The sequence below is a fragment of the Aquirhabdus parva genome, from assembly GCF_003351745.1.
Lineage (GTDB): Bacteria > Pseudomonadota > Gammaproteobacteria > Pseudomonadales > Moraxellaceae > Aquirhabdus > Aquirhabdus parva.
Genome location: NZ_CP031222.1, coordinates 159,430 through 177,985, shown reverse-complemented (window position 1 = coordinate 177,985; position 18,556 = coordinate 159,430). Strand labels below are relative to the sequence as shown.

The 18,556-nt window shown below is 47.2% G+C and carries 17 protein-coding genes; 9 read left to right on the top strand and 8 right to left on the bottom strand.

Features of this window, described 5'->3' with window-relative positions; all coding sequences use genetic code 11:
* Positions 1 to 72: 72 nt before the first annotated feature.
* The 3 genes from HYN46_RS00840 to HYN46_RS00830 all read right to left on the bottom strand — a co-directional run bounded on the left by HYN46_RS00840 (position 73) and on the right by HYN46_RS00830 (position 2,584).
* Positions 73 to 327, bottom strand: a complete 255-nt coding sequence (locus HYN46_RS00840) for a hypothetical protein (RefSeq protein ID WP_114897678.1) — start codon at positions 325 to 327, stop codon at positions 73 to 75.
* A gap of 31 nt (positions 328 to 358) precedes the next feature.
* Positions 359 to 1,843: a DUF4331 domain-containing protein gene (locus HYN46_RS00835; RefSeq protein WP_114897677.1), complete on the bottom strand. Its 1,485-nt coding sequence runs from the start codon at positions 1,841 to 1,843 to the stop codon at positions 359 to 361.
* A gap of 327 nt (positions 1,844 to 2,170) precedes the next feature.
* Complete coding sequence (locus tag HYN46_RS00830; protein WP_162818047.1) at positions 2,171 to 2,584, bottom strand: hypothetical protein; 414 nt, start codon at positions 2,582 to 2,584, stop codon at positions 2,171 to 2,173.
* Between the two features lie 402 nt (positions 2,585 to 2,986).
* Here HYN46_RS00830 and HYN46_RS00825 point away from each other — a divergent pair, with 402 nt between their 5' ends.
* Together HYN46_RS00825 and HYN46_RS00820 are read left to right on the top strand one after the other, a co-directional pair.
* Complete coding sequence (locus tag HYN46_RS00825; protein ID WP_114897675.1) at positions 2,987 to 3,685, top strand: Abi-alpha family protein; 699 nt, start codon at positions 2,987 to 2,989, stop codon at positions 3,683 to 3,685.
* 75 nt (positions 3,686 to 3,760) lie between these two features.
* A complete protein-coding gene (locus tag HYN46_RS00820) occupies positions 3,761 to 5,008 on the top strand; it encodes a DUF445 domain-containing protein (protein ID WP_114897674.1) in 1,248 nt (415 codons plus the stop codon).
* 52 nt (positions 5,009 to 5,060) lie between these two features.
* Here HYN46_RS00820 and HYN46_RS00815 read toward each other — a convergent pair whose 3' ends face one another.
* From HYN46_RS00815 to cysM, 3 genes are all read right to left on the bottom strand, one after another.
* Entirely contained in the window at positions 5,061 to 6,218 is a 1,158-nt protein-coding gene (locus tag HYN46_RS00815) for a D-alanyl-D-alanine carboxypeptidase family protein (protein WP_114897673.1), read from the bottom strand.
* Positions 6,219 to 6,379: 161 nt separating this feature from the next.
* Positions 6,380 to 7,165 carry a 3'-5' exonuclease gene (locus HYN46_RS00810; RefSeq protein ID WP_114900499.1) on the bottom strand — a complete coding sequence of 262 codons (786 nt, stop codon included), beginning with the start codon at positions 7,163 to 7,165 and terminating at the stop codon, positions 6,380 to 6,382.
* Positions 7,166 to 7,214: 49 nt separating this feature from the next.
* Positions 7,215 to 8,180, bottom strand: a complete 966-nt coding sequence (gene cysM, locus HYN46_RS00805; protein WP_114900498.1) for a cysteine synthase CysM — start codon at positions 8,178 to 8,180, stop codon at positions 7,215 to 7,217.
* A gap of 245 nt (positions 8,181 to 8,425) precedes the next feature.
* Between cysM and HYN46_RS00800 the strand changes: the two genes are divergently transcribed.
* The 5 genes from HYN46_RS00800 (at position 8,426) to HYN46_RS00780 (ending at position 14,417) form a co-directional block, all read left to right on the top strand.
* Entirely contained in the window at positions 8,426 to 11,278 is a 2,853-nt protein-coding gene (locus HYN46_RS00800; RefSeq protein WP_114897672.1) for an ATP-binding protein, read from the top strand.
* A 69-nt stretch (positions 11,279 to 11,347) separates the two neighbouring features.
* Positions 11,348 to 11,851, top strand: coding sequence for a hypothetical protein (locus HYN46_RS00795; protein WP_114897671.1), 504 nt, complete (start codon positions 11,348 to 11,350; stop codon positions 11,849 to 11,851).
* An 85-nt stretch (positions 11,852 to 11,936) separates the two neighbouring features.
* Complete coding sequence (locus tag HYN46_RS00790; RefSeq protein WP_114897670.1) at positions 11,937 to 12,725, top strand: crotonase/enoyl-CoA hydratase family protein; 789 nt, start codon at positions 11,937 to 11,939, stop codon at positions 12,723 to 12,725.
* Between the two features lie 15 nt (positions 12,726 to 12,740).
* The gene (locus tag HYN46_RS00785; protein WP_114897669.1) at positions 12,741 to 13,610 is read left to right on the top strand and encodes an NAD(P)-dependent oxidoreductase; all 870 of its coding nucleotides are present in this window, start codon (positions 12,741 to 12,743) and stop codon (positions 13,608 to 13,610) included.
* Positions 13,611 to 13,631: 21 nt separating this feature from the next.
* Positions 13,632 to 14,417 (top strand): hydroxypyruvate isomerase family protein, encoded by a 786-nt coding sequence (locus HYN46_RS00780; RefSeq protein WP_114897668.1) that lies wholly within the window; start codon positions 13,632 to 13,634, stop codon positions 14,415 to 14,417.
* A gap of 76 nt (positions 14,418 to 14,493) precedes the next feature.
* On the opposite strand, the gene hisC is transcribed toward HYN46_RS00780, so the two are convergent.
* The gene (gene hisC, locus HYN46_RS00775; RefSeq protein WP_114897667.1) at positions 14,494 to 15,582 is read right to left on the bottom strand and encodes a histidinol-phosphate transaminase; all 1,089 of its coding nucleotides are present in this window, start codon (positions 15,580 to 15,582) and stop codon (positions 14,494 to 14,496) included.
* Positions 15,579 to 16,877, bottom strand: coding sequence for a histidinol dehydrogenase (gene hisD / locus HYN46_RS00770; RefSeq protein WP_114900497.1), 1,299 nt, complete (start codon positions 16,875 to 16,877; stop codon positions 15,579 to 15,581). Before hisD ends, hisC begins: the two co-directional genes overlap by 4 nt.
* Positions 16,878 to 17,149: 272 nt before the next feature.
* Between hisD and HYN46_RS00765 the strand changes: the two genes are divergently transcribed.
* Both HYN46_RS00765 and HYN46_RS00760 read left to right on the top strand, forming a co-directional pair.
* Positions 17,150 to 17,905, top strand: a complete 756-nt coding sequence (locus HYN46_RS00765; RefSeq protein WP_162818046.1) for a DUF481 domain-containing protein — start codon at positions 17,150 to 17,152, stop codon at positions 17,903 to 17,905.
* Positions 17,906 to 18,076: 171 nt separating this feature from the next.
* The gene (locus HYN46_RS00760; RefSeq protein ID WP_114897665.1) at positions 18,077 to 18,502 is read left to right on the top strand and encodes an HIT family protein; all 426 of its coding nucleotides are present in this window, start codon (positions 18,077 to 18,079) and stop codon (positions 18,500 to 18,502) included.
* The last annotated feature ends 54 nt before the right edge of the window (positions 18,503 to 18,556 follow it).

The window sequence follows — 18,556 nt, the reverse complement described above, 5'->3', positions numbered from 1 at the left end:
CTTTTTTAAATCAAAATCGAAATGAAAACACCATCGGCTACAGGTAGCCAATGGCATCAATTCACAGACCGTTTAAAAACTAACTGTCTGTGGTTCGCTATCTTCTGGTGTGGTTGCAACAACTCTGACGATGTCTATCGGCTCAGATTCGTCAGACATGGCACTGGGTGTATCGGTCTGCTGACGTACTAAGGTAATGAAAGGATCATCGGCGGATGGCGTCGGGATAAAATTAAACGACGTATCGTCATGACTTCCACCGCAGCTGGCCAAAAATAGCGGGAGGGAAAGCAATAATCCCAGTGGAATAATCAATTTAAAACGCATGATATTTCTCCTTGATGAGATCTGATTGCGCTTATTTATTCGCAGGGTTTGGAGAACCCGCAATCGGTGTATTCAAATAAGGGAAAGTTTCACCAAACTGTGTTGGGCTTTGCCATGCTCCGTCCGTGAAATGCAACCCGCCTACAGGGGCATCACTCGGTTTACAACCCACAGCGGTATTCACGCCATCAATCGTACACAGCTTACCCATCACCACTCGTAAAGCGACATCAACGACATCATCTCCGGGGCGGCGACCGTTCGGGAATCCAGCCACATCTCCACCGATAACACCTAGACGGTTCTGACTTGCTTTTGGCGCTGCTGGAATCGCGGTGTTTAAACGCAACTCTTCAGATGCAACAACATTGGCGGGCTTGTTAAGTGTAGGAACCCCGGTCAGGAAAGCTGCAACCAAGTCAGTACGCGGAAAGTTTGTTGGTGCTTTGACGCCCGCACTTTTGAATAGAATCTCAAGCAGCGCAGGTAACGTTGGATTAGTCACATAGGTTGCAAACTGACTATCATTGACGGGTTTACTGGCATTAAATTTATCTTTATCTTTCAGTCCAATAACCACTTCATTTACCAGCGGCATTCCTAGGCGTGAGACCTGTGTCCATGCGCCGCCTTCCTTGCTCGCGGAGCTAATATCACTGCCGGGCACGGGATTTAACAAGCGACCTTGACGTAAACTCGCCGTAGTCCAGCCACCAATTACAGTCTCGCTTCCTGCCGTGAGACAGGCCACAGGAACTTCCAGTGCAATCGTAGTCACGTTTTTATCTTCAAGCGTATTAAGACCTTTATTTTCAGCTTGAGGATCAAACTCCGTCGCTGGTGCTTTGATATTGACCAGATCAAAGGTCTCGCCAAGATTCACGGCAAAGGAGTCTTTACGCTGCCCTACAAACACTTTTCCTGAGCCGCAACCGGGAAACGTAATAGGTTGAATAAAACTATTGGCATAGGCAGCATAATTCGGGATCGATTTATTGCCCACGTTATCAAATGGCTTTTTAAACCCTGTACCTAAAGTGGTTTTCGTACCCGTACGACGATCTCCTTTCACCATGGTCACACTATACGTTTCTGATGTATTTTGAGCTGAGCTAGCATCATTGGTAATGGCACCGATATTCGATAGTGGTACAGAGACCATTTGTCCATTCACAGGAACTTGAAGATCTTTTAAGATTTGTTGGAAGCGGAATTGAAAGGTTATATCCTCTTTAGCATCGCCATTATTATCAATATGAATTTCATATAATGCATTGGGATCTAAAGAGAAATAATTGGGTCCACCATAGCCATCCTGTAAGGGCAGATAGTTGGCAATCAGCGTGACATATCCTGCACGACCTGACTCATAACTTTTAAACATATAAAAATCTGTACCATCCACCTTGGGGCTTTTGGTAATTGATGGTGCTTCACGATGACTTGAAGCACTGGCGCTAAAGCTCCCTGTCGCCATCATGAGAGCAATCGCAAGCGTAGTTAGCTGACGTTTCATATTCTATTTCCTTAAAATGATTGAACGAGCATTGTTTTTTTAAATCTAGAATCGATCCCCATGCCACGTGCGTGATGTTTTTTACCATCACATAGATAATTACGAGATAAAGCTGCTTTTGGATTCAAAAAAAGGAAAAGAAATTTTTTATGGTCGCGAATGCGATCGTGATGAACGAAAATGCTTTTTGTAGATTGGTCAGCGTGTTTGACGACTTTCTAAAAAATAGGAGTGTTCCAGTACTCAAAAGGTGCAATCAAAATAAAAAGGCCTGACATGTGTCAGACCTTTTTATGAACGTATCGATGAATTAAATCGTTAATGGGTTTATTCGCGAGTCAACGGCCCAAAACACTGATCATCAGACTCTCCAAAACACATTTTCACCTGCTTGCCATCAGGACTAAAACGTGCAAATAAGGTGGAATGCATCCCTGATTGTCCCGGTTGTCCCCGGCAATCATTCGAGCCATTATCTGAAGCTACAGTATTCTCAATTCGGTAATAACCTTTCGGGCTGGGCTCAGCAGAAACGGTATACAGACTCTCCCCCACTTCTGCGCCGCTTGCAAAGCCTAAACGATTATTGGCTTTAAAGTTATACAGCTCTGAGCACCCTGCATTTGGGGTCGTCCACTTCCATACGCCCAAAATCGGATGATTGGATGCAATCAAAGCAGGATCAGCCGCATAGCTCAGAGAGCTAAACAACAGCGCAGCGGCAAGGTAAATCTTACGCAAAGTCATTCTCCATATTTAACAAAACTTGGACCCACATAAAGCGACTGACATGATTTTAAAATGGATTCAATCCATGCATATCGTAAGACGAAAGTAAATCCTCGACATCCAGTCACATGTGAAGCCAAAAACCTATTGACTCTGTAAATGCATCTTCATACTATCAATCGCATAATAGCCAATCTTAGAAGTAGATCACAATAATTTCAAAAAATGCACAAAAAAAGGACCAGACATCGAAAATCATGGACAAAAATACCTGTGAGACCTCAGAACGCCACTAAAACCAATAGTAATCATCCACAGTAAGCAAATCAGACACTATGACTTGCGGTTATCATGATGAACTGCATATATTTTTTACCCGCTCAAGCATTGATGTGACTGAAAGTGAGCAACGCCATGAATAACGACGTATCAAAAATTTACGAAGTCAGCATCTTCGAAGCTGCGCCCACACCTGAACCGCGTTTGTCACGCTTTCTCAAGAATTTACCTGGACGTGACTTTGCATTAAATCAGCTTAAATACGCAGAGCAACGATTACTGCATGAGATCAAACATCGACTGGATTTAATGGAACCGACTGAAGCCGAACATACCTTAGTCGATCATTCTACCTCTGGACAGCTCAGTGCACGACTCTCCGAACTGCTGGAAAACTCACAAATCCAGACCCGAGAGCAGGCCGAATACAACTATTTTTACACCATTCTAGAATCCTTAGTGCCCGATCAGGCCCGTATTCTGTCAGCGCTTTCTGAAGGAACTGGCTATCCACTCATCCATGTCGAAGCTGGTACTCGCTTTGTATGGACACACTATGCGGTCGAGTGCGTCTCAAGTGTCGGCAAAAACTGTGGCGTGCAATGCTCGGATCTCACCCATATTTATGTCCAACATCTACGCAATATGGGACTCGTCAGAATTGAACCCGTTGAGCACAGTCAAACCATGAAGTATGAAATATTAGAAACAGAGCCAGTGGTGCGTAAAGTCCTTGAGCAATTGAAGAAAAATGGGCAGCGCAGCAGGATTATTCGGCATACACTACGCATATCCGACTTCGGGGAACGCCTCTGGGCAGCATGTCAGCGTTAAATACGTTGAATAACAACGGCCCATAAACTGATGAAAAATAAGCACCACGCCATTAATGGATAGGAATAACAAGAAATGCAAACATGGTCAGAAATAGTCGTCGATGTGCAGCAAAACTGGTGGCTCTATGCCTCTATGCCTTTTGTTGCCGCGATCATTGGCTACGGTACCAAAATCGTCGCAATCAATATGATGTTCAGGCCACTTGAGTTTTTTGGGATCAAGCCCTACCTCGGTTGGCAAGGGATCGTGCCGCGTAAAGCTGCCGTCATGGCAGGCATCGCTTGCGATACCATGACCACCAAACTGATCAGCCCTGAAGATATTTTTAATAAGCTGGATCCTGATCGGATTGCTAAAGAAATTGAAAAGCCGCTACTCGAAGCCATTGAAGACATTACCCGTGAAGTTGCAATGCACTACTCACCGGGTCTTTGGGAAGTTGCACCGCTATCCGTTAAAAATAAGATTATCCGTCGAATCCAAGATGATGCTCCCAATATCGTCAACAACATCATGAATGATGTTAAAACCAATATCGGCTCTGTATTCGACCTCAAAGATATGGTCGTCACCAGTCTTTTACGCGATAAAGAACTCCTGAATCGGATCTTTCTAGAAGCAGGAAGCGGAGAGTTTCGCTTTATTCGCAACTCAGGCGCTCTCTTTGGTTTTATCATTGGAATCGTGCAAGCTGTGACATGGGCAGTGACACACTCCCCGTGGGTGATGCCAATTTTCGGTCTATTCACCGGCTGGTTTACGGACTGGCTCGCCCTAAAAATGGTTTTCAACCCTAAAGAACCGACCAAGTATCTCGGCGGACTCATTCAATGGCAAGGTCTATTTTTGAAGCGTCGCCATGAAGTGTCTGCAGAATATGGACGTCTGATCGCCAAAGAGGTCGTCACCCCACGCAATATCATCGATTCGATTCTCCGTGGCCCCTTGTCAGATCGCTTGTTTGGCATGGTGCAAAAGCATGTGCAATTGGTAGTGGATGAACAATCTGGTATTGCCAAGCCTTTTGTCGTATTTGCCGTAGGCAGTGGTCGTTATCAGGAAATGAAGCTCTTGGTTGCTCAGGAGATCATCAAACGTCTGCCAGAGACGCTGAAAAATATCGAACAATATGCTGAAGATGCCATGGATCTTGAACGAACTCTGGCCTCAAAAATGACCGAACTCACGCTGGAGGAATTTGAAGAACTCCTGCACCCAGCCTTTGAGCAAGATGAATGGATACTGATTGCAGTGGGTGCAACGCTCGGTTTTCTCGTCGGAGAAATGCAAGTCCTACTCATGGAACACTTTGCGAGATAAACGCTGATGTGTAGGATATGGAGGGGGTTCTCGCCCTCCTTTTATACAAACATCAAATCAATAATAATTTTACATAATCAATCAGTCGTTTAAAGACACTCCCTTCTTGCACATGATTCAATGCGATCAAAGGAGCCGTGCCGAGAACGTGACCATCCAAGATCGCCGTCATCGTCCCAACCTGTTGATTTTGAATGATGGGTGCTTTGAGGGGAGTGATTAGGGTCGTTTGAATACGCACATTCTGACGCTGACTACGTGGAATTGTGATGGCAAAGGAATCTCTAGTCCCGATATCCAGCGTGTTGTTTTGGCCCAACCACAGCGGCACGGTTTTCAAAACTTGGTTCTTGGTGCTTAGATTCAACGTCTCAAATTGATTAAAGCCCCAAGCTAATAGTGCTTTGGATTGAATGCCGGACTCCGCGCGGGTTTTCGTACCCAGAACAGCACTAATCAAACGCATATTGCCGATCTTCTGGGTGACGACGAGGCAATATCCCGCCTCATTGGTATGCCCAGTCTTCATGCCATCAACCGTTGGATCGACCAGCAAGGGATTATGACTTTCAAGCAAAATAGCAGGGCTATAACGATATTGGCGCTGCCCATAAATGGGGAAGTACTGGGGCTGCTCATGAATGATTGCCCGTGCCAAAGTTGTCAAATCATAAGCACTGGCAAAATGTCCAGACATCGGCATACCTGAGACGTTCATGAACTGCGTATGATGCATACCGAGTTTCTTGGCTTCAACATTCATACGTTCAGTAAAGGCTTGTTGACTCCCTCCCACATACTCCGCAGCGGCGCGGGCTGAATCATTGCCGGATTGGATGACGATACCGCGCAGCATATCCAGCAACGGTGCCGAACCATTCAACGGAATGCGCATACAAGACTCACCCAGTTGACTCTGACAGAGGGCTGTGGCGTTCATACGAACGATATCCTGCTCTTTAAACCGTCCGCTACTCAAATCCTGCCCAATAATATAACTGGTCATCATCTTGGTCAGTGACGCAGGCGGCAACTCGGCATCGGGATTTGCTGAAGCCAGTACTTGTCCAGTGGAATAATCTACTAAGGCATACGCTTTGTTATCCAGTTGAGGAAGCGCTACGGTTGGCGGAAGAACTGCATATACGGGTGCGGATAGAATGATCGCCATCGTGATTCCAACATGGCGAGAGGATAAAGATAACGTCATAAAAAACTAATCATTGTGCAAAAAAAATCAAAAAAATCGTGCCAATCAGTCACGGTGACGGTAGAAGCCACGCTTTGTTTAAGGTGAAATCTAAAAAACAGCATCGCAATGAATGACCAAGTGTCATTCATTGCAATTACAGGCATGGACTGGTTGCAGATTTAAACCCAACTCTTTAAAAAACCATCACGATGGATATCATGTACAGCCAAAAAATCACGCGTGTGTTGGACCCACTCATCGTGATCTGCGATATCCAACTGTCCACGCAAGAGCTGCCAGCGTAAATAGACCAGCCACGTATTGAGCACATCGCCTTCACAATACTCTTTAAGCTCTTTCCACTGACCAGCCTGCACTTGACTACTGACATCCGCACCGCTTACGCCTTGCTTACCGGGCAGACCAAACAGCTGAGCAATATCATCCAAGCGCTGGAAGTTACGATTGTTAAAGAGTGCCATGGCATCCATCAAATCAGTGTGACGGGTTTGATAGCGGTTCTGATAGTTATCATAACGGCGACTGGTATCATGCTCGCCCTGATCTAGGAAACGCGGCGCGGAGAGCTTGTGATACATGGCCCGATAGAGCAAAACAGGGACATCAAAGCCGGCACCGTTCCAGCTCACCAGCGTTGGAAAGTGCTTATCAAACACACTGAAAAAACGCGCGATAATATCTCGTTCAGACAAGTCTTGCTGGCTAAACGAAAACAGTTTCATTTCGCCTGATCCAACCCAAAGTCCTGAGATACACACCACTTCGTGAAAGGGCAAGCGTGGAAAATCGGTACTCCCATCATAACGTCCGAGCGCTTCACTACGACGCAACAGCGATAAAGCCTGCAGGGCCTCGGGAGTCGGCAAATCTAGGCCGTGCATTCGCTGGCCAGCTTTGACATCAGGGATTGTCTCAATATCAAAGACCAAAATCGGCTGATTCATCATATGACTTATCCTCGTCTTTATTGTTCAGCACGTCCGGCGTTTCAAACTACTCATCAATGACGGAATATAACCCTGTTGATAAATAACGATCACCGCGATCACAGATAATGCAGGCGATGACCGCCCCTGGGTTTTCTTCAGCGATCTTGATTGCGGCCCATGCGGCTCCCCCAGAAGAAACACCCGCAAAGATCCCTTCTACCCGCGCCAGTTTGCGCATGGTTTTCTCTGCCTCAATCTGGGGAATGTCCATGGTGTGATCCACCAGCTCAGGCTTAAAGATCGTCGGTAAGTACTCTTTAGGCCAGCGGCGTATACCTGCAATCTGGGCACCATCCGCCGGTTGTAAACCAATGATTTGAATATCGGGATTTTGCTCTTTCAAATAGCGAGCAACCCCCATAATCGTTCCGGTTGTCCCCATAGAACTGACAAAATGGGTAATTTTTCCTTGCGTTTGTTGCCAGAGTTCAGGACCGGTGGTTTTGTAGTGGGCATCCGAATTATCAGGATTGCCGAACTGATTGAGTACACGACCTTTTCCTTCCGCCTGCATTTGTAAGGCCAGATCTCGCGCAGCTTCCATCCCGCCACCTTGCGCAGGGACTTCAATCAAAGTCGCGCCGTAAGCCAACATCGCATCTTTGCGTTCCTGAGTGGAGTTATCCGGCATAATCAGAATCATACGGTAGCCCCGCATAGCAGCAACCATGGCCAGAGCAATCCCCGTATTGCCACTGGTAGCTTCAATGAGGGTATCACCCACTTTGATATCGCCGCGCAACTCAGCTTGCATAATCATGTTGTACGCAGGACGATCCTTCACCGAACCTGCAGGATTATTACCTTCAAGTTTTGCAAGGACTATCGCTTGGGTATGCTCTGCTAAACGCTGTAAACGAACCAGCGGGGTATTGCCAATGGTCGAATCGATCACCACCGAAGTCAGAGACGGTACTGAAGTTGACTCGGTTTGCGTGAAGTCACTGGAAGGTGTAGCGGATTGCAGCATGGCAATATACTCAAGCAAAATAAGAAAACGTTGAACAGATGAGATTGTAGAGAAAAAACGACCCTTTTGCACCGCATCAGGTGTAATCAACGCGAATGGACTAAATAGTTTGAGATTTCAATCCTGACTGGATAACTGTCCTCAAACCGATTTAGAATGCTAAGTTCAATATGACAAAATAATAATCTTAAGTTTAGTCTCGTCAGAGTAACGATGCAGCGCGAGAACTGATAAGGAATTGCAGTATGGCCTCGGCTCAAACAAGTTGGTTTCATCGTCTGAGCATTCAAAATGCTTATGGGCAATTGGTCGCGCTGATTTTTGTGCCGATTACGATCCTGACTTTGATTGGTGCCTCACTGGTCATTTCCGAAACCGCACGGGCCACCAAAGCCGAACAACGCAGTCGTGCCGAAGCGGTATTAGCGCGCTACCAACTGGCCAGCAAAACCCTGATTCCTCTGCTCGAACAACCCGACGGCGCAGGCAAAGCGCGAAATATTCTGCAAAATATCCTTGGCGAAGAAAATGTCAAACGCGCAGCGCTGATCGATATCCATGGCATTCCCCGTTTAAGCATGGGCTATAACGCTGATGCAGACTGGGCCAAATTCTCAATCAATCGCCAAACCTTTGGTCCATTGCCCAGTAGTGTGGGTAACAATTATGGCCTCCGTGTTGGCTTTGCTACAGATAGTCCGATTTGGCTTGTCATTGATATGGATAACCAACCCTTAGAACTCGCACGCTATCGAGTCTGGGGTGTACTGGTGATTACGGGCTTGATTACGTTGTTATTGCTACTGCTCTGCCTGAGCTTCTATTCTACGCGCTGGATCAGCCCGATTTACGAATTACGCATGTTGCTGCAGCGCCTTTCGATTACCACGCTCAATCAGCCCATCGAAAGTAATAGTTATGGCGAAATGCGCTTACTGCAAAAAGACTTCGGTTATTTTTTAAGACGCCTGCATAGCAGTGTGGTCGAGTTACAAGCCTACAGTGATCAAACTGAAGATGACTTACGCCAAACACTTGATACGATTGAGATGCAAAACATCACCTATCGCCAAGCTCGCGACTCTGCATTACAAGCCAGCACCACCAAGTCAGTTTTCCTCGCCAACATCAGTCATGAGCTGCGTACACCGCTCAACAGTATTGATGGTTTCATTAATCTGTTGTCGCGGCGCGGCGAGCTATCCGATGAACAAACGCTCTATGTACAAACTATTCGTAAGTCCAGCGCCCACTTACTTGCGCTGATCAACGATGTATTGGATTTTTCAAAAATTGAGGCCGGCAAACTCGTACTCGATAAAGCGCCCTTTAATTTAGAAGAAACCGTGTTTGATGTCATCGACATGCTGACGCCGCTGGCCAGCGAGAAGAATCTCAATATTGCGGTCTATTTTTATGATGACGTTCCACGTCAAGCCCATGGCGATGCCCTACGTCTCAAGCAAATTCTGACCAATCTCGTCAGTAACGCGATTAAATTTACCCAGCAAGGTGAAGTGATTATCCGTGTGCGTCTCGATGACCCCGCACAGCAACCGCAGCGCATCCACCAGAACCTGATTCACTTTTCGGTACAGGACAGTGGCATTGGGCTCGGTAGTATGGAAAAAGATCATCTCTTTCAATCCTTTCATCAAGGTGATCCTTCAGTGAATCGCCAGTATGGCGGCACAGGACTAGGCCTTGCTATTGTGCGCCAGCTTGCGCAGCTCATGGGCGGTGAAGTGGGCTTTGAGGACAACGCCGAGCAGGGGGCGACCTTCTGGTTTACCGCACTCTTAGGTGTAACCCAAGAGAACTTTGTCGATTGGCCTCAGTTCAATGGCCGTCGAGTGCTGGCCCATATTGAGCATCGGGCTAGTCTCAACGTACTCCGTGCCTATCTGGGGCATATGGCGGTTGAACTTGAGCAAGCCAGCTCACTCCCAGATCTATTTGGTCGTTTGACCGCATTTGAAGAGGAAACCCAAGGTCGAGGCTGGGTCATTACCGATGCCGATGCCAACGATACACCCGCGCTCCTGCGCGAAATACGTACCCGCTATAGCGGCGCTCTCGTGATTTATGGCTATCAAATGGCGATTGATCCTGTGGTACTTACAGAATACCAAGTTCAGGCGCTCTATCAACCGGTCAGTCGCGTTGGATTACTCAGCGTCCTCGAACCCAAGAACAAGAATGAACTCGCCGCCGCGCCACGTTTTGAAGGACGTAATTTGCATGTTTTGGCGGTCGATGATCATGCGCCGAACCTCTTGGTTCTGGATGCGCTGCTGGGTGATCTGGGTATTCAAACCACCAAAGCCAGCAGTGGTCTTGAGGCCATCGAATATATCGAATCGCGCTTGCATCCTGAATCCCCTGAAGCGCCCTTTGATTTGATCTTTATGGATATTCAAATGCCCCGTATGTCAGGGCTTGAAACCACGCAGCGTATACGTTTGCTAGAGACCGAATATGCCGAAACCTATCACGAGCAACAGCATACGCCAATTATTGCGCTGACTGCCCATGCCTTAAGTGATGAACGTGAGCGTCTCCTTGCGGCTGGGATGGATGATTATTTTAGTAAACCGATTCAACAAGCCCAACTGGTCGATATCCTTGAACGTTGGACAGGTCAGTTTGCAACCAACAGCCCCAATGCCTACTTTGACAACAGTGCGATTGAACCCGTCTCTCATCCCATTGTCGATTGGCAGCTCAGTCTAAAACTGGCTGCGGGTAAAGTTGATCTGGCACGCGATTTGTTACGCATGTTGATCGAAGCTTTGCCTACGGACAAAATGGAGTTGATCGCCAGTTGGGAAAGTCGAAACTTCGAATCACTCATGTCGGAAGTCCATCGCCTGCATGGTGGCAGTCGCTACACCGGCACACCCACTTTACGTAAAACAACAGGGGTCATGGAACGAGCATTAACCGCAGCTCAGAAAAATGGCACGCTGATTAATTTTGAATCCGAAACAGCGTTAAAAACTGAACTTTTGGTAAATTTTTCTGCAATGATGGATGCCATTGACGCCGTTTTAGCCTATCCTTTTGAGCAAGTCGGATTAAGTGTCGATCCACCCTAGAATCTGTTAACTACTTCTCTTATCAGGCTTATTTAGAAGAGATGCTCACCAACAAGGACTTTATACGTGATGATGATTTGGTTTACGGTTTTACTCTACCCCGCCATATTACTCATGCTGGCGACATTACTGCGTCGACGTGTCAGTTTCCTCATCATGCTCTGGACACAGCTCTTAGTCTTGCTCATCCCCTTCATCCGATTCTTGCTTGGACTAGAGCCTTTTGCTGGCTTTTCCAATAGCATACTGATGCTGGTATTCTGGTTATTTGCGGGTTTACTGACGGGGTGGCCTTTGGCTGAACGCTTGCGTCGCTATATTGATCAGCGCCGCGAAACAATTACCAGTACAATCATCCTGCCTCAAGCTTTCCGCAGTGCATTACTGGCGACCATCATCACGACGCTGCAGAGTTTATGCTGGCAGAAACTCACGCTGGTTTGGCCACTTTATCAAAAGCCTATCGGAGATTGGCTCGGTGTACTGCCGACCTTAATCATTTTAGGTCTTTGCCTATTAGTTGGCTTGATTGGCTTGCCGCGTTATATCAATTCGGTTTTTTATCGGCGCTAAAGATGACTCAAGCGCTAAATAGCGCTATTGACGCCTTAATCATGGTAATGCTCGACATTTGCCATACCCTACTGGATGCTGACCTATGTCTCTTGTTTTCCTACAAAAAAAAGGCGCTATCGCCACCGTTCAATTGAATCGCCCTGAAAAACGCAATGCCATGAGCTTCGCCCTGCTACGTGAGCTGGTACAAACCGCACGTCTGATCAAAAAAGATAAGTCCATTCGTGTGGTGATTCTAACTGGAGTGGGTGAATCCTTTAGTTCAGGCATTGATTTAACCGATCTCAATGACAAAAAAAATGCCATTTTTGCGGTATGGGAACTGATTAAACCGGGCCAAAGTCTCTTCCAAAAAGCATTCTTGGTCTGGCAAGACCTTCCTGTACCTGTCATTGCAGCATTGCATGGACATTGCTTAGGTGCAGGCATGCAATTGGCATTGGCTGCCGATATTCGAATTGCAACGCCGACCTGTAAGCTGTCAATTATGGAAAGTCGCTGGGGCTTAGTACCCGATATGGGACTCACTCAAACCCTCAAAGGCATCGTGCCGCTTGATGTGGCGAAAGAACTGACCCTGACCGGACGGGTATTATCTGGTAAAGAAGCAGAGAAACTGCATCTGGTCACGCATCTTGCCACGGACCCTCTGGCTGCTGCAGAAACGCTTGCGCAAGAGTTTCTCACACGTTCTCCTGATGCCTTGCTTGCAGGCAAACGCGTATTAGATGCGATGCAGCATCATCCGAAGCGTGCACTGCGTCTGGAAAAAATCTGGCAGCTTAAATTGCTCATGGGCAAGAATCGTCAAATCGCCATGCGTAAAGACAAAAAACCAGAGCTGGAATACCAACCCCGTCAATACCACTAAAACGGGTCTGTAACGATGAGCAATGCCACAAAAATCGCTTTTGTTGGGATGGGACTGATGGGCAGTCGCATGAGCTTGCGCCTGCTGCAAGCCGGTTTCGATGTCAGCGTTTGGAATCGTACAGCCAGCGCAGCAGATCGCCTCATTGCACAGGGTGCGACAAAACTCACAGACTTAAACCAACTTCAGGACTTTTCAATCCTCGCACTTTGTCTGGCTGACGATGCTGCTGTGGAGGCCATAGGGCTTAGGCTTTTGGAACAAATTCAGCCACAACAGATCATCGTGGATTTTTCCAGTAGTTCGGTCGCACTGACTCAGCGCCTTGCCAAGCTAACACGTGAAAAAGATGCGCATTGGATTGATGCGCCGGTTTCTGGGGGCGTTATCGGTGCCGAACAAGGCACGCTCGTGATCTTTGCAGGTGGTGATGCTCATGTTATTGAAGACCTTGCTCCGTTCTTTGCCCCTCTTTCGCAGCGGGTTACCACCATGGGCGATAGCGGCAGTGGTCAGGCCACCAAGATTTGTAACCAACTGATCGTGGCAGCGACCAGTACCTTGATTGCTGAAGCCATAGCACTGGCAGAAAAATCGGGTGTGGATGCCACACTGCTCGCCCCCGCACTGGCCGGTGGTTTCGCCGACTCTAAGCCCTTCCAAATCCTTGCACCCCGTATGGCGACTCGTCAATTTGAACCGGTGCAGTGGAAAGTGCAAACCTTAGAAAAAGATCTCAACAATGCCATGACACTTGCAGCAAATCATGGACTCAGCCTACCCGTGGCCCAGCGTGCGCTAGGTCAACTTCGCCAGCATGCGGCGCAAGGCTATGCAAGCGATGATTTATCGAGTTTAATTCAAGGAATTGAATTCAAAAGCTAAAACGTCGAGTACACCTTTTTTATGCCTCATTTCTCTGCCAATCTATCCATGCTGTACACTGAAGTGCCGTTGAAAGAACGCTTTGCACTGGCTCGTCAGTCAGGTTTTGATGCTGTTGAAATTCAATTTCCCTATGAACTGACCACGGATGAGATACAAGCAGAACTAACGCAGCATCAACTCAAACTGGTACTGATCAATGTTCCAGCGGGTGATCTGATGCAAGGCGGAGATGGGCTTGCAGGTATTCCTGGGCGCGAGCAAACCTTTAGGCAAGCGGTGTTTGAAGCATCACATTATGCGCGGACACTACATGTGCCTCGGGTCAACATCCTAGCAGGTCGCCAACCGCTTGATAGCGACCTGTTACCTTGTCTGCATGTCCTCGCCGCCAATACCCGTTTTGCCATGGATGTGTTTGCAGGATCAGGAATCAGTACGGTGATGGAAGCGATTAATGGGGTAGATATGCCGCACTTCCTGATTCAAAACATCGTGCAGATGCAAGAGATGCTGGAGGCGATTAATACGCCCAGCGTGGTCATCCCATTAAAAATGCAGTTCGACTGCTATCATATGGCGATGATGGGGGAAAATTTAGACAGCGGCCTAACCGACAATATCCAGCAGATTGGCCATATTCAATTCGCCGACTGTCCGCACCGCCATGAACCCAGTACAGGCAATATTGATTATGCGCATTTATTTAAATTGATTGATTCATTGGGTTATCAAGGTTACTGCGGCGCGGAGTATCGCCCGTCGAAACAAACTTCGGAAACCTTGGACTGGATGCATTGGACTTAAAGACAATTAAAAAAGCCAACAATGTAAAACATTGTTGGCTTTTTTGTTGCCCATTTTACGACAAACTCTTACTGGATCATAAAATCTCTTGCAAACGAGACACCAGCGCTTGATTCTGCTCAGCTGTCCCAATCGTGATCCGCAAGAATTGATCAATACGGGGCTTGGCAAAGTGACGCACGATAATGCCGCTCTCACGTAAGCCTTTCGCAAGGGTCACCGCTTCATGCTGAGGGTGACGCGCAAAGATAAAATTGGCGTGGGAGGGCAATACATCAAAGCCTAATCCTTGTAACTTGCTGACCAAGTCTTCTCGCAGATCAATTAATGCCTGACACGTGGATTGGAAGTAGGCATCATCTTCATAAGAAGCAACGCCGCCCGCAATCGCAAGACGATCTAAGGGATAGGAGTTAAAGCTGTTTTTAACGCGTTCCAGCGCTTCAATCAGATGCGCCTGCCCAAACACCATGCCGATCCGTAAACCCGCCAATGCGCGTGATTTTGACACGGTATGGCAAACCACCAGATTGTCGAACTCATTGATCAATGCAATGGCCGATTGACCACCAAAATCGATATAAGCCTCATCAATCACGACTACCGACTCTGGGTTATTGCTCAGCAATTGTCGAATCTGATCCAGCGAGAGCAGCACGCCTGTTGGCGCATTGGGATTGGCAAGGATAACCCCACCGTTAGGGACCTTATAATCATTCACATCAATGCGAAAATCCGCATCGAGTGGAATTTGTACTGTTTCGACCGCATACAACTGGCTATAAACAGGATAAAAACTATAGCTAATATCCGGCGATAAGATCGGTAAGGACTGCTTAAAGAATGCGGTATAGATATGCGCCAAAACTTCATCGGAGCCATTGCCTAAAAACACTTGATTAGTCGCAAGGCCATGATAAGTCGCAATCACTTGCTTCAGGCTACTTGCATCAGGATCTGGATAGAGACGTAAGACATCCCCATCCAGCCCTAAAGCACTGATCACCGCTTCACGCACCTTCGGTGATGGTGGAAATGGACTCTCATTGGTATTGAGCTTGATCAAATTATTGATTTTTGGCTGTTCACCCGGCACATATGGCACGAGGTCTCGAACCAATGGACTCCATAGACGTTGCTTCATCGGGATATCAACTGAGCTCATGATTGCCCCCCAACGCGATAGCGTGCCGAACGGGCATGTGCATCCAGTCCTTCTTGTTGAGCAAGAATATCCGCAGCTTGTGCCAATGATTGGCTACCCGTGGGCGAACAATGAATGATGCTGCTGCGTTTTTGGAAATCGTATACACCCAGCGGTGAAGAAAACCGCGCAGTGCCTGAAGTCGGCAACACATGATTCGGACCTGCACAATAGTCACCGATTGCCTCTGGAGTATGGCGACCCATGAAGATCGCACCGGCATGACGAATTTCTGGCAACAAGCTGTCTGGATCATCCACACACAGCTCTAAATGCTCCGGCGCTACTCGGTTAATCAATGCCAGTGCTTCTGTACGATCTTTGACTAAAATCAGAGCGCCACGATCATTGGTAGACGTGCGTGCAATTTCTACACGTGGTAAGGTCGGCAATAACTTCTCTACGGATGCCGCAACTTGTTCAAGCAAGCTCGCATCCGTCGTGACAAAAATCGACTGGGCGATTTCGTCATGTTCGGCTTGCGACAGTAGATCCATGGCCAGCCAGTCTGGATTGTTCTGCCCTTCCGCATAAACCAGAATTTCAGAAGGTCCAGCGATCATATCGATCCCGACTTGCCCAAATACAGCACGTTTAGCTACCGCGACATAGCGATTGCCTGGTCCAGTGATCTTATCTACTTTGGGGATCGTTTCTGTGCCATAGGCCAATGCCGCAACCGCTTGTGCACCACCGATAGTCAATACGCGATGAACGCCTGACAGATACGCCGCTGCCAATACTAATTCATTGAGGTCGCCCTTTGGCGCCGGCACCACCATGATGATCTCAGTCACACCCGCCACTTGGGCAGGGATCGCATTCATGAGTACCGATGAGGGATACGAAGCCTTACCACCCGGCACATAAATGCCAACGCGATCTAGGGGCGTAACTTTCTGACCCAGCACATTGCCCAGTTCATCGGTATATTGCCAGCCGTCCTGCTTTTGCGCGGTATGAAAACTACGAATCCGCGCCGCTGCTAACTCCAGCGCAGTGCGTACCGTTGGATCAAGTCCCTCAAAAGCCGCTTTGAGCGCAGCTTGGGTCAGTTCAAGTTCAGCAAACGTTTGGGCAGGATGCTGGTCAAACTGTTGGGTGAGTTTCAGCACATGCGCATTACCATGAGTACGGACATCATGAATGATCTGATCCACCGTATGAATCAGCGCTGCATCATTCACGGTTTCAAAAGCGAGCAAACTATTCAGTTGCTCATCAAAATTCACATCCACACTCGACAGGCGACGCATCATTGACCGCATCCACTTTTTACAAAATTGAGGATGCGATTTTAACTTGTTTTTGACGGGAATGTGGGAGGAGTTATGCGTTAATTACACGACAAGATGTGTGACCTATTTATCATAAAATAAACACTATTCAACCAGAATATCTTATTGCTTTAGTTTAAGAGCTGTAACCATTTCGTCATATCAATAGATTTTAGAAGCAATTATCTCTACGCTTTGTTGGCTTCATGTGGTTTATCCACACCTTATATATTTCATCAAGAGAGATGCCAATGACATTCCCTATTAAAAAACTAACAGCAGTGATACTCGGCCTCAGTCTCAGTGTTGTGTCCTATGCCGCAGAAGATGCAATTAAAGTCAGCAAAGACAAAGACTATAATCTTGATGCCGACTTGAGCTATTTATTGAACAATACCACCAATACCGATGGCACCTCTTCCAACAAATCCAGTATCGCAGGCCATGTGACATTTAAACGTATGCAAGGCGATTGGGGACAAGAGTTAAAAGCCGAAGCGATTGGTAGTAGCGATAGCAACTCTTCTGATAACGTTGAACGCTATCTGGCCTCTGGTAAGATGATGCATAGTGAGGGAAGTTTCTACGAATTTGGTAAACTACAATGGGAAAAAGACCGCAGCAGCGCTTTTGACTATCAGACCTCCCTCACCGGTGGAATCGGTAGCGAACTTTATCGCGATGACGTACAGTTTTTAAATGGTGAGATCGGTGCGGGGGTACGCTATAGCGTTGAAGACCTCCCTCCGCAGAAAGACAAGACTGAAGCCATCGGTACACTGGCGGCACACTATGAACGCATACTCACCAAAACCGTCAGTTTTACCCAAGATCTGGGCTATGACTACGGTTCTTCTTCCAATACCTTCCGATCACGTAGTGCGCTGTCAATGATGATGACCGATAAATTGTCAGGACTATTTAGCTTTGACTACAAAAAGATCAAATCTGATCTCGGTGACTCAGACAGTTCATTGACTGCTTTTGGCTTGAAATATAGCTACTAAATTGTTCTGATGCGATGACCCACATCGCTCACTTTAAAAAATCGCAGTCATCCTACTGCGATTTTTTATGGTCAGGCGCTTGATAGAGTCCATGCTATTTTCTGCTAATATCGAGTTACTGGGTCAACACTCAGATCACCCATCCCTCACATGACAGCAAGGACCGTTCCCATGGCTTATGACACGAATAATATTTTTGCCAAAATACTCCGTGGAGAAATCCCGTGTACCAAAGTCTACGAAGATGAACATACGCTGGCATTCATGGACATCATGCCTCAAGCGGATGGGCATACTTTGGTGATTACCAAAGAACCTGCGGAAACCCTCCTAGACTTATCCCCAGAGGCTGCTGCTGCATGGATTAAAACCGTTCAGAAAGTCTCTAAAGCAGTGAAGACTGCAATGGGCGTTGAAGGTTTTGTGCTGATGCAATTGAATGGTGCTGCAGCAGGGCAAACCGTACCGCATGTCCACTTCCACATCCTACCAAGTTCGCTGGGTGCACTGATGACGCGTGCGCATGGTGCAAAGATGGGGGACATGGCTCAGATTCAAGGATTTGCAGAGAAAATTAGAGCGGCACTAGAAGCTTAAAATAAGATAGGTAGTCAGCACCCTGTTTTTTTGATTCAAAACGGGGTGAGCATC

Coding starts and splice junctions, on each gene's coding strand:
- HYN46_RS00825 (WP_114897675.1), top strand. CDS start 2,987: ATGAATAACGACGTATCAAAAATTTACGAAGTCAGCATCTTCGAAGCT.
- HYN46_RS00765 (WP_162818046.1), top strand. CDS start 17,150: ATGACATTCCCTATTAAAAAACTAACAGCAGTGATACTCGGCCTCAGT.
- hisC (WP_114897667.1), bottom strand. CDS start 15,582: ATGAGCTCAGTTGATATCCCGATGAAGCAACGTCTATGGAGTCCATTG.
- HYN46_RS00790 (WP_114897670.1), top strand. CDS start 11,937: ATGTCTCTTGTTTTCCTACAAAAAAAAGGCGCTATCGCCACCGTTCAA.
- HYN46_RS00780 (WP_114897668.1), top strand. CDS start 13,632: ATGCCTCATTTCTCTGCCAATCTATCCATGCTGTACACTGAAGTGCCG.
- cysM (WP_114900498.1), bottom strand. CDS start 8,180: ATGCTGCAATCCGCTACACCTTCCAGTGACTTCACGCAAACCGAGTCA.
- hisD (WP_114900497.1), bottom strand. CDS start 16,877: ATGCGTCGCCTGTCGAGTGTGGATGTGAATTTTGATGAGCAACTGAAT.
- HYN46_RS00760 (WP_114897665.1), top strand. CDS start 18,077: ATGGCTTATGACACGAATAATATTTTTGCCAAAATACTCCGTGGAGAA.
- HYN46_RS00795 (WP_114897671.1), top strand. CDS start 11,348: ATGATGATTTGGTTTACGGTTTTACTCTACCCCGCCATATTACTCATG.
- HYN46_RS00785 (WP_114897669.1), top strand. CDS start 12,741: ATGAGCAATGCCACAAAAATCGCTTTTGTTGGGATGGGACTGATGGGC.
- HYN46_RS00840 (WP_114897678.1), bottom strand. CDS start 327: ATGCGTTTTAAATTGATTATTCCACTGGGATTATTGCTTTCCCTCCCG.
- HYN46_RS00815 (WP_114897673.1), bottom strand. CDS start 6,218: ATGACGTTATCTTTATCCTCTCGCCATGTTGGAATCACGATGGCGATC.
- HYN46_RS00820 (WP_114897674.1), top strand. CDS start 3,761: ATGCAAACATGGTCAGAAATAGTCGTCGATGTGCAGCAAAACTGGTGG.
- HYN46_RS00835 (WP_114897677.1), bottom strand. CDS start 1,843: ATGAAACGTCAGCTAACTACGCTTGCGATTGCTCTCATGATGGCGACA.
- HYN46_RS00810 (WP_114900499.1), bottom strand. CDS start 7,165: ATGAATCAGCCGATTTTGGTCTTTGATATTGAGACAATCCCTGATGTC.
- HYN46_RS00800 (WP_114897672.1), top strand. CDS start 8,426: ATGGCCTCGGCTCAAACAAGTTGGTTTCATCGTCTGAGCATTCAAAAT.